The 10,043-nt window shown below is 72.4% G+C and carries 10 protein-coding genes; 2 read left to right on the top strand and 8 right to left on the bottom strand.

Annotated elements, in window-relative coordinates; genetic code table 11:
• Positions 1 to 91: 91 nt before the first annotated feature.
• The 7 genes from rraA to HZS56_RS36000 all read right to left on the bottom strand — a co-directional run bounded on the left by rraA (position 92) and on the right by HZS56_RS36000 (position 6,646).
• On the bottom strand, positions 92 to 583 hold the full coding sequence (gene rraA / locus HZS56_RS36030; RefSeq protein ID WP_216725025.1) for a ribonuclease E activity regulator RraA: 492 nt from the start codon (positions 581 to 583) through the stop codon (positions 92 to 94).
• Positions 584 to 638: 55 nt separating this feature from the next.
• On the bottom strand, positions 639 to 1,283 hold the full coding sequence (gene otnC / locus HZS56_RS36025) for a 3-oxo-tetronate 4-phosphate decarboxylase (RefSeq protein WP_216725024.1): 645 nt from the start codon (positions 1,281 to 1,283) through the stop codon (positions 639 to 641).
• On the bottom strand, positions 1,280 to 2,554 hold the full coding sequence (gene otnK, locus HZS56_RS36020; RefSeq protein ID WP_216725023.1) for a 3-oxo-tetronate kinase: 1,275 nt from the start codon (positions 2,552 to 2,554) through the stop codon (positions 1,280 to 1,282). The genes otnC and otnK overlap by 4 nt, the downstream gene beginning before the upstream one ends.
• Positions 2,555 to 2,637: 83 nt before the next feature.
• Positions 2,638 to 3,720 carry an isocitrate/isopropylmalate dehydrogenase family protein gene (locus HZS56_RS36015; protein ID WP_216725022.1) on the bottom strand — a complete coding sequence of 361 codons (1,083 nt, stop codon included), beginning with the start codon at positions 3,718 to 3,720 and terminating at the stop codon, positions 2,638 to 2,640.
• 46 nt (positions 3,721 to 3,766) lie between these two features.
• On the bottom strand, positions 3,767 to 4,603 hold the full coding sequence (locus tag HZS56_RS36010) for a sugar phosphate isomerase/epimerase family protein (protein WP_308408237.1): 837 nt from the start codon (positions 4,601 to 4,603) through the stop codon (positions 3,767 to 3,769).
• Positions 4,600 to 5,310, bottom strand: a complete 711-nt coding sequence (locus HZS56_RS36005) for an aspartate/glutamate racemase family protein (protein WP_216725021.1) — start codon at positions 5,308 to 5,310, stop codon at positions 4,600 to 4,602. The genes HZS56_RS36010 and HZS56_RS36005 overlap by 4 nt, the downstream gene beginning before the upstream one ends.
• Positions 5,311 to 5,932: 622 nt before the next feature.
• Positions 5,933 to 6,646, bottom strand: coding sequence for a FadR/GntR family transcriptional regulator (locus HZS56_RS36000; RefSeq protein WP_216725020.1), 714 nt, complete (start codon positions 6,644 to 6,646; stop codon positions 5,933 to 5,935).
• Between the two features lie 291 nt (positions 6,647 to 6,937).
• Between HZS56_RS36000 and HZS56_RS35995 the strand changes: the two genes are divergently transcribed.
• Together HZS56_RS35995 and HZS56_RS35990 are read left to right on the top strand one after the other, a co-directional pair.
• Positions 6,938 to 8,233 (top strand): CitMHS family transporter, encoded by a 1,296-nt coding sequence (locus HZS56_RS35995; protein WP_216725019.1) that lies wholly within the window; start codon positions 6,938 to 6,940, stop codon positions 8,231 to 8,233.
• 70 nt (positions 8,234 to 8,303) lie between these two features.
• The gene (locus tag HZS56_RS35990; RefSeq protein WP_216725018.1) at positions 8,304 to 8,750 is read left to right on the top strand and encodes a cupin domain-containing protein; all 447 of its coding nucleotides are present in this window, start codon (positions 8,304 to 8,306) and stop codon (positions 8,748 to 8,750) included.
• A 59-nt stretch (positions 8,751 to 8,809) separates the two neighbouring features.
• Here the strand turns inward: HZS56_RS35990 and HZS56_RS35985 are convergent, their stop codons facing one another.
• Positions 8,810 to 9,727, bottom strand: coding sequence for an alpha/beta hydrolase (locus HZS56_RS35985; protein ID WP_216725017.1), 918 nt, complete (start codon positions 9,725 to 9,727; stop codon positions 8,810 to 8,812).
• Between the last annotated feature and the right edge of the window lie 316 nt (positions 9,728 to 10,043).

The raw sequence follows: 10,043 nt of genomic DNA, 5'->3' as shown, positions 1-10,043 counted from the left end.
CGAAGGCGGTCCACCCCCCGTAGAACACCGCCGCGACCAGGCCGAGCGCGGTGACCGCGAACGACCAGCCGAAGGTTCTCAGGATCACTGGTCAGTTCACCGTGCCTTCGGGGAGGAGGGCGATGCCGTCGTCGTCGGCGTGCAGGATGTCGCCGGGGCGGAAGGTGACGCCGCCGAAGGCGACGGGCACGTCGACGGCTCCGGAGGAGGCCTTGGCGCTCTTGCGGGGAATGGTGCCCAGCGCCGCGACGCCGAGGCGGAGTCCGGCGAGTGCGGTGCTGTCGCGGACGGCGCCGTGGAGGACGAGGCCCGACCAGCCGTTGTCCTGGGCGGCGCCGGCGATGAGGTCGCCGACCAGGGCGGTGCGCAGGGAGCCGCCGCCGTCCACGACGAGGACGGCGCCGTGGCCCGGGGTGCGCAGCAGGTCGCGGAGCAGGCCGTTGTCCTCGTGGCAGGAGACGGTGCGGACCGGGCCCGCGAAGTCCCGGTGGGCGCCGTACTGGCGGAACTGGAGGTCGCAGACGCGCAGGCCGGTGCCGTACTGGTCGACCAGGTCGGCGGTGGGGACGGGGGTGACTGTCATGAGGGCTCCTTCGCTGGGGAGGGGGTGGCTGCCGCGCTCGCGGCGCATCCGGCCGTCAGGGGGATGTGGGGGCGAGCGCGGCAGCCTGCTCGGGGCTGAGGGGACGGGTGCCGTGTCCGCGCAGCAGGAGGTGGAGCTTCGCCGTCTCCTCCAACTCCTCGATCGCGTCCGCGGCCTGTTCCAGTGACGCGCCGGCGATGACCGGGCCGTGGTTGGCGAGGAGGACGGCGTGGTGGGAGCGGGCCGTGCGCTCGGCCAGCGGTTCCAGCGAGCTGTCTCCGGGGGCGTGGTACGGGAGGAGAGGGAGGGTGCCGACGCGCATGGCGTAGTAGGCGGTGAGCGGAGGCAGTGCGTCGGCGGGATTCACGTCGTCGAGGCACGAGACGGCGGCGGCGTACGTGGAGTGCAGATGGGCGACGGCCAGGGCGCCGGGGCGGGCGCGGTAGAAGGCGGCGTGCAGGAACGTCTCCTTCGTGGGGCGGGGTCCGTCGAGGTGCTTGCCGGACAGGTCCGTGCGGGACAGCTCGTCCTCCTCGACGGTGCCGAGGCTGGACCCGGTGGGTGTGAGGAGCAGGGTGCCGTCGGCCAGGCGGACGGACAGGTTGCCGGTCGAGCCGTGGGTCAGGCCGCGCGTGAACAGGGAACGGGCCGTGCGGACGATACGCGTACGGGCGGCCGACTCGTCGGTGCGGGAGGTCACTTGGGCTCCTCGGCGGTGGTGCGCAGGGCTCGGGTGAACAGGTCGGGCGCTCCGAAGTTGCCGGACTTGAGCATCAGGGCGAGATCGCCGTGCTCGGTGGCGGCGTACGTCCACGGGACGCCCGGGTCGGCCTCCTCGCCGACCAGGACCGCGCGGACACCGAGGGCGGTGATGACGGCGCCCGAGGTCTCCCCGCCGGCGACCAGCAGGCGGCGTACACCGCGGCCGACCAGCTGGGAGGCGAGGGTGCCGAGGAGTTCCTCTACCTGCGCGGCGGCCTCCGTGACTCCCAACTGAGCCTGTACCGCCGCCAGTTCCTCCGGGGCGGCGGAGGCGTGGATCAGCACGGGGAGCGCCGGGTCCTGTGCCTCGTACCAGGCCAGTGCCTCGCCGGTGACGTCGCGGCCGGCTGCGGCGGCGAGGACGTCGAGGTGGAGGGAGGGCAGACCGGCGGCGTGGAACTGGGCGGTCTGCTCCAGGGTGCGGGCCGAGCAGCTGCCGGCCAGGACGGCGGCCCGTCCCTCGCTCGGCCGTGGTTCGGCGGTGACCGGACCGGCGGTCGGACAGGCGTGTCCGATGCCCTCGGCGAGGCCGGCGGCCCCGGCGACGACCGGCAGTTCGAGGGTGGCGGCGCCGAGCACGGCGAGGTCCTCGTCGGTGAGCGCGTCGGCGATGACGTGCCGGACCTCGGCCTGCTCGTGGGCGAGCAGGGCCTTGCGTACGGCGTCGGCACCGCGGCGGACGGTGGGCCGGTCGATGACGGCGACCCGGTGGCGGGTCTGCGCGGACAGCAGCCGGGGCAGGGAGGAGTCCGTCATCGGGTTGAGGGGGTGGTGGCGCAGGGGCGAGTCGGAGAGCAGCTGGTCGTGGACGAACAGGTGGCCCTGGTAGACGGTGCGGCCGTTGGGCGGAGATGCCGGGCAGTGCAGGGTGACGGCTGCGCCGGCCGCGTCCATCAGGGCGTCGGCGACCGGGCCGATGTTGCCCTGCGCGGTGGAGTCGAAGGTGGAGCAGTACTTGAAGTAGACCTGGGCGGCGCCCTGGGACCACAGCCAGCGCTGGGCCGCCAGGGAGTCGGCGACGGCCTCGTCGGCGGGCGTGGAGCGGGACTTGAGCGCGACCACGGCGGCGTCGCAGTCCGCCGGCAGCGCGGTGGCGCCGTCCGGGACGCCGAAGACCAGGGCGGTGCGCAGGCCGGCCCGCCGGAAGGCCGCGGCGACATCGGTGCCGCCGGTGAAGTCGTCGGCTGTGCAGCCGATGCGCAGGGTCATGGTCGGGGTTCTCTCCTCGGGCGTGCGGGCATCGCATACGGGCCCGGGGCGGGCGGCGGAGTCACCCGCCCCGGAGCGGACGGTCAGTTCTGTCCGGCGCCGATGGCCTCGATGACGGCGGCGGTGAACTCGGTGGTGGACGCCGAGCCGCCGAGGTCGCGGGTGGAGGTGCCTGCGGCGATGGCGTCGGCCACCCCCTTCTCGATGGTCTTCGCGACGGCGGTGAGCCTGTCGTCGCCGTGCCTGGCGCCGAGCCACTCGAAGAGCATGGCACCGGAGAGGATCATGGCGACCGGGTTGGCGATGTTCTGCCCGGCGATGTCGGGGGCGGAGCCGTGCGAGGCCTGGGCCATGGCGGTGGTGGCGGAGGAGTTGATGGAGGGCGCGGTGCCGAGCGAGCCGGAGATCTCGCCCGCCAGGTCGGAGAGGATGTCGCCGAACATGTTCTCGGTGACGATGACGTCGAAGTCCTGGGCGCGGCGTACGAGGTGGACGGTCATGGCGTCGATGTGGAAGTCGTCCACGGCGACGTCCGGGTAGTCCTTGGCGACCTCCTGGCACACCGTGCGGAACAGGCCGGTGGTGAGCTTGAGGACGTTGGCCTTGTGGACGATCGTGAGCTTCTTGCGGCGCGAGCGGGCCAGGTCGAAGGCGACGCGGGCGACGCGCTCGGTGGCCTCGCGGGTGATGATGCCCAGCATGATCGCGGTGTCCGGGGTGGGCATGAACTCGCCGGTGCCGGCGAAGGTGTTGCGGTCGGCGTAGAAACCCTCGGTGTTCTCGCGGACGATGACCAGGTCGGCGTTGCCGCAGACGGCCTCGGCGCCGGGGAAGCTCTTGGCGGGGCGGATGTTGGCGAAGAGCTGGAAGTGCTTGCGCAGGGTGCCCGAGGGGTTGAGCGCGGACTTGTGCGGCTCGGGGTAGGAGACGGAGTCGTGCGGGCCGAGGTACCAGGCGTCCAGGCCGGCGAGGGCGTCCTTGGTCTCCTCGGGGACGGGGGTGCCGTGGGTGCCGATGGCCGAGGCGCCGAGCGGCAGGGTCACCCAGTCGACGAGGACACCGGCGGCTTCGGCGGCTGCGGTGGCGATCTCGACGGAGGACGGGACGATCTCGGGGCCGATGCCGTCGCCCTCGAGGACGCCGAGGCGGTAGGTCTTGCTGCTCATGGTTGCGGGGTTCCTCTCAGAACAAGCGGGTGGGGATCGGGGCGGGTCAGGACAGGACGGCCGCGGCGTCGGTGAGCGCGGTCCACGAGCGGGCGGCGGCCTTCGGGCTGCCCCCGTCCTGGGTGTGTTCCAGCGTCAGCCAGCCGGTGAAGCCACCGGTGCGCAGTGCGCCGAACAGGGCGGGGAGCCGGGGATCGCCGACGGCCAGGGGGCCACGGGCGGAAGGCGCGGCGAGTTGCAGGCAGCCGGTGACCGCGGCGTGTTCGGCGACGGCCCGGACCGCGTCGACGCCTTCGGCATCCAGGTGGTGGGTGTCCAGCACCAGTCCGGCCGGGGCATCGAGGGAGTCGACGACGGCGAGGGCTTCGCCGGGGGTGTGCCACAGCGAGGTGTTGGCCCGCGACTGCGGTTCCAGCAGCAGCCGGCTGCCGCGGTCGGCCGCCTCCTCGGCCAGTTGATGCACGGCGCGTTCGGCCCACAGCCGTTGCATGTCCTCCAGCCCCGGCAGGAAGGTGCCGCGCGTCTGCCCGAGGGTGACCGGTACACCCAGCTCGCCGGCGAGACGGGCCGCGCCCAGCAGGCGGAACAGGGTGTGACGGCGTACGTCGGGCGACGGGTCGGTCAGCGTCAGACGGTCCTGCGCCGCGACCGGTCCGGTGCCGATGCCCAGCACTTCGAGACCGGCCGCTTCCACGGTTCGGGCCAGTGCCCGCGCGGCGTGCGCGCCGGTCTCGCGGACCTGGACCTCCACCCCGTCGTAGCCCAGTTCGGCCAGTCGGCGGACGGCCTCGGTGAGCGGTGCGGCGAAGCCGAGCGGCATCGGTGCGTGGCAGTCGTCGCCGGAGACGGTGTAGGCCAGCGGCCAGGGCGGGCGCGCGGTCACGGTGCGGCCGCCCCGGCCGGGGACGCCAGTGGTCCGCCGGGGGTGAGCAGGGCGCGCAGTTCGCGTGCGGCGGCGCCCGCACCGTCCAGTACCGGTACACCCACCAGGTCGGTGAGGGCCTCGCCGGCGGGGGTGAGCGAGTACTGCGCCAGCAGCACCGCGTCGACGTCGGCACCACCCGCGGCGTGCAGGGCGTCGGCCAGATGGCGGGCGGCGGCCCCGGCGTCGTCGGCCGCGGCGGCCTCCTCGCTCAGGGCGGTCACGATGTCGAGCGGACGGTCGGGACGAACCGCCGGGACGAGCGCCTCGAGTTGGGCGAGGGCGGCCGGAACGGCGGGCGGGGTGGAGGCGACGACGGCGACACGCCGGTAGGGGCCCGCCAGAGAGGCCTTGAACATCGCCTCGTCGGACTTGAGGACGGGTACGTCCCACAGGGTGCGGGCGGTGTCCACGACTTCGCCGTAGGAGGAGCAGGTCAGCAGCAGGGCCTGGGCGCCGCCCTCCATCACGTGGCCGATCAGACGGAGCATGCGCCGCCGGAGCGCGCCGGTGACCCCACCGGCGTCACGGGCGTCGTCCAGGAGGCGGTCGTCCAGCACGTTCCAGACCGTGGCCTGCGGGAACTCCCTCGCGAACGCCTCTTCGGCGGTGCGGTGCGCGGCCGGCACGGCATGGATCATGGCGACCAGGGGTCGGGTTTCGATCACCGGGGTTCTTACCTCTTCCGGTAGGCGGGGACCCAAGGGGTCCCGACCGCGGGCCTGGTCCGCTCGGCGGGTGAGCGCTCGCGACAGTGGTCGTGCAGGCCCGTGACGGGGGGCGGCAGCGTGGCGTGGTGTGCCGTGCCGCCACTGTAGGCGGCACCGGTCAACCGGTCAACCGGTTCTGCTTGTACGGATGCGCGAGCGGCCGGGCGCAGGTCCGGAGGGGGTGGCCGGGTGCGGGTCCGGAGGGAGCAGGCACCGGCGGGTCCGGAGGGAGCGGACGGGTGCAGGCCCGGAGGGAGCAGGCGCCGGCGGTCCGGCGGGAGCAGCGTTGCCGGTCCGGCGGCTCGTGGCGCCCCGCCAGGTCCTGACCTCACATCCCCGTCGTCCGCCCGGGGGCGGGGGGGAGTGCCGGGCGTCGGCCGGCGTGCTGGTCGTACGTGGTCGGCGCCCGGGGCGTCGAGCGGGGGCCTCCCGCGCCCTTCGGGCCGTGGGGGAGCGCGCATGGCGCCGCCCCGGGCGGGGCGCCATGTGACGACCCGCCGGGCCGGCGGCCACGTGACGACCCGCCGGGCGGATGGGACGGTCGCGCCCCGCCGCGCAGACGGGAACGTGGCGGCAGGGCCTACGCCTCTCGCTGTTCGAGCGCCTTCATCAGGCGCCGGGAGGCGCCGTCCATGTGCCGGGCCATCGCTGTACGGGCCGCCACGGCATCGCCGTTCGCGACCGCCTCGAAGATCGGCACGTGATCGGCGTACGCCACCTCGCGGGACCGCACGGTGCCGGTGCGCTCCACCCAGCCGCGTTGGATCATCGCGCGCATGCCCTTGAGCATGTCGCGCAGCACCGTGTTGCCGGCCAGCTCGCCGAGGGCGGCGTGGAAGGCGGTGTCCGCCTCGGGGAACTCGTCGTCCGGGCACTCCCGCATCGCCGTCAACCGGGCCCGCAGCAGTTCGACTCCCGCCTCGTCCCGTGCCTGTGCGGCCAGGCCGGCGACGATCACCTCCAGTTCGGCGCGGGCCTGCACCATGTCGCGGGCGCCTCGCTCGCCCAGGACCAGGCCCAGCTCGAACAAGCGGTAGAGCACGTCGGAGTCGGTGCCGCGGAAGTACGTCCCGCTGGATTGCCGGATCTCCAGCAGGCCGAGGAATCCCAGTGACTTGATCGCCTCCCGCACGGTGGGCCGGTTCACCCCGAGCATCTCGGTCAGCTGCCGCTCGGAGGGGATGCGGTCGCCGGGCTGCACCTCGCCGGACATCAGGTAGTCGATGAGGCGGCGGGAGACCTCGGCGGCCAGCGGCTCACGCGGCTCGACCGTGATCCTGGCGAGTTCGGCCATCGATTTCCTCACTTCGGTATTGACGTGATGGCCGGATTCTAGTTACCTACCGGCAATCCGGTAAACCGGTTGTCCGGAAGGTCGGCGGATCGGCCGCCCTCTTCCCGCCCGTCGTCCGGCGAACCGCCGTACAGGAGCCGCACGCACCATGACCGATCCGACGCACGAGCCGAGTACGGCCACGTGCGCGCTGCCGGTCGTCGCCCGAACCGACACGCGCTGACCCGATGCGCCGTTCCGTGCCGCCGTCCGACCGGCGGCCCTCAGTCCTGCACCGACCAAGGAGCAACGATGCTCGCCGTCCTCGGCTTCGCAACGCTGGGCAGCTTCATGCTGCTCGTGATGCGGAAGTACCTCTCCGCGTTCACCGCCATCATGCTCACCCCGATCGTCGCCGCCCTCATAGCGGGCAAGGGCACCCGGCTCGGCGACATGATCATGAATGGCCTCGACACGGTCGCGCCCACCGCGGCGCTCCTGCTGTTCGCCGTCCTCTACTTCGGCCTGATGATGGAGGTGAAGCTGTTCGAGCCGATCGTCCAGGCCATCGTCCGGGCCTCCAAGGGTGATCCGCTCCGCATCGTCATCGGTACCGCGGTGCTGTCGCTCTGCGTCGCCCTGGACGGCGACGGCACCACCAGTTACATGATCGTCTGCTCGGCGTTCCTGCCCATCTACCGGCGCCTCCGCATGAACCCCCTGGTCCTGGCGACGCTGGCAGCGATGTCGCTGGGCACCATCTCGGGCACCACCCCCTGGGGCGGCGCCGCCACCCGCGGGATCAGCGTCCTGCACCTGAACGCCAGTGAATACTTCGTGCACATGATCGGTCCGATGGCGCTGACCAGCCTGGCCATCATCGCCGTCGCCTACTGGCTCGGTCTGCGCGAGCGCCGGCGGATCGACGGGGAGGAACTCGCGGCCTACCGGCTGGAGATCGCTTCCGGCGAGGCGTTCGAGCCGGTCAGGGTCGACTGGCGGATGTGGTTCAACGCGGCCCTCACCGTGCTCCTGATGGTGCTCCTCATCCTCGAGGTCGCCGATCTCCTCGTGCTCTTCATGGTCGCCTTCGTCGTCGCGCTGCTCGTCAACATCCGCTCCATCGGCGACCAGCAGGAACTCATCAAGCGCCAGGCCGCCAACGCCGTCCCCGTGATGATCCTCGTGCTGGCCGCCGGAGTCTTCACCGGCATCATGACCGACTCCGGCATGATCAAGGAGATGGCCGACGCGGCCCTCGCGATCGTCCCGGACGGCTGGGGCAACGTCATCCCGCTGTTCACCGCCGTCCTGTCCCTGCCCCTCGGCTTCTTCATGTCCAACGACGGCTACTGGTTCGGCGTCGTCCCCGTCCTGGCCGAGTCCGCCGCGCACTACGGCATCAGCCCCAACGAAATCGCCCGGGCCGGCGCCATCGGCCAGATCCTCCACATGATGGGTCCGACGAGCGCACCGCTCTGGGTCCTCATCGGCCTGGTGAAGACGGAACTCGGCGACTTCCAGAAGCACGCCCTGCGCTGGGGCGTCCTCGTCTCCGCCGCCTACATCCTCTTCGCCGTCATCACCGGCGCCATCAGCGTCACCTGAGCGAGTCCGTCACCACCAGGACCATCCGGCTCGGCCCCGCTGCCCGACCGAACCCACCAGGAGAGACACCTTGTACGGCCAGCCCCCTGACGAACCCTGCTCCGGCTCCTTCCCGCCTGCCGTCCTGCGCCCGGCGGAACTGCCCTCCTTCAGCCGCGGCGGTGGCGCCCGCACGGTTCCTCTCGTCACCCGGGCCGTCGGCGCCGAGGTCTTTCTCACCGGACAGACCCTCTTCGACGGCGGCGCCGCCATCGCCCTGCACACCCACAACTGCCCGGAGAGCGTGACCGTCCTCGAGGGCGACGCCATCGTGGAGATCGACGGCGCCGAACACCACGTGACCCGCTTCGACACCACCTACGTCCCCGCCGGCACCCCCCACCGCTTCCGTAACGCCTCCGCCACCGAGCCCATGCGGATCCTGTGGATCTACGCCACCGTCGACGCCACCCGAACCCTCGTCGAGACCGGCGTCACCGCACGGGTCGACGCCGAGCACGCCGAGGCGGGGGGCTGAGTCGTCCGGGCCTGTTGTGGGACGCCCACGTCCCACCCGCTCCTCGGCAGGCTGTCTGATCATTCGGCGACCTTGCTGGATCCCCCGCGCTGCGACTGCTCGGTCTCGCGTACCGCGAGACATTCCTCCAGGAATGCCAGAGCACGCAGGTGGTACGAGCGGGCCGTCCAGCCGAGGCTGATGTTGTGGCCCGACTCCGGCTGGTGTTCGACGGTGAAGCGTGGTGCGGCTGTGAAGGCGGCCGTCAGCTCCGCGAGCGCGTCCGGGTCGTGCCGCCACCACGCCTCGTGCTCCGCGAAGGTCAACCGCACGGGGACGCGGACGCGTGGTGCCAGGGCATGGAAGTAGCCGGGCCAACGGGCGGCTTCTTCCTCCTCCCGCGGAGGCATGGTCTCGACAGGGGCACCGCCCGGGCGGAAGGTGTCCGGCGGGTAGAGCCGCAGAGGGCCCCAGTTGCGCCGCCAGCCACCGCGCCGGACGGACTCGGGAACGTCCCCCTGGTCGGTCTGGTACGCATGGCCGATCCCTGAGAGGTCCAGGCCGAGCAGACTCTCCTCGTCGGAGTCGGCTGCGGCGGCGAGCGCCACCTTGCCGCCGAATGAGTGCGCCAGCAGCAGAGTGCCCGCGCCGGTCGCCCAGCGGGCGGACAGATCCCGTAGTGCTGTGCGTACGGCTACGGCCTGGTCCGCCACCCGCCGGCCTTGCGGTGCGTGGGCGGCGGACAGGCCATAGCCCGGGCGGTCGAGCGCGAGCACCGTGAACCCGAGGGTCGGCCCCAGTTCCAGGAGCGACAGCCCCGGCCGAGTCCGGGTGTTGAAGTACCCGGCGTGCATTCCGCCGCCGTGGAGGGCCACCACGGCCGCGCGCGCGAGCCCGTGTTCCGGTTCGGCGAGCAGTCCCGACAAGGACATTCCACCGGCGTCCACGGTGACCCTGCGGACCTGCGGAAGGGCGCTGGCGTGTGCCGGCGCAGTCATCGGCGCGAACACCGGTCGGGCCGGCGGGGCTTGTCGGACATGGATGCTCCGTAAGTTGTCAGTCGGCTCGGGAGGGCCGGATGATGCGGCTCGTGGGTACTTGCTGGTCGGTGGTTCATCAGGAGTGGCCGCCCGGCTCGCCGGGACGCCCTGGCTGCTGACGGAGACAGGCCGGCGGCAGTGCCGTGCGCAACGAGGACGGCTGAGCGGGCGAGCGGAAAGCCAGGGTCCGGGCGCCCGTCTCGGAGGTCGAGCCGTGGGGGCCCGGGTGGGCTCAGTAGCGGTAGTGGTCCGGCTTGTACGGGCCTTCGACCTT

It is taken from the genome of Streptomyces mayonensis (assembly GCF_018982965.1).
Lineage (GTDB): Bacteria > Actinomycetota > Actinomycetes > Streptomycetales > Streptomycetaceae > Streptomyces > Streptomyces mayonensis.
The sequence above is the reverse complement of the archived record's forward strand: the minus strand, read 5'-3'. Positions and strand labels throughout refer to the sequence as shown.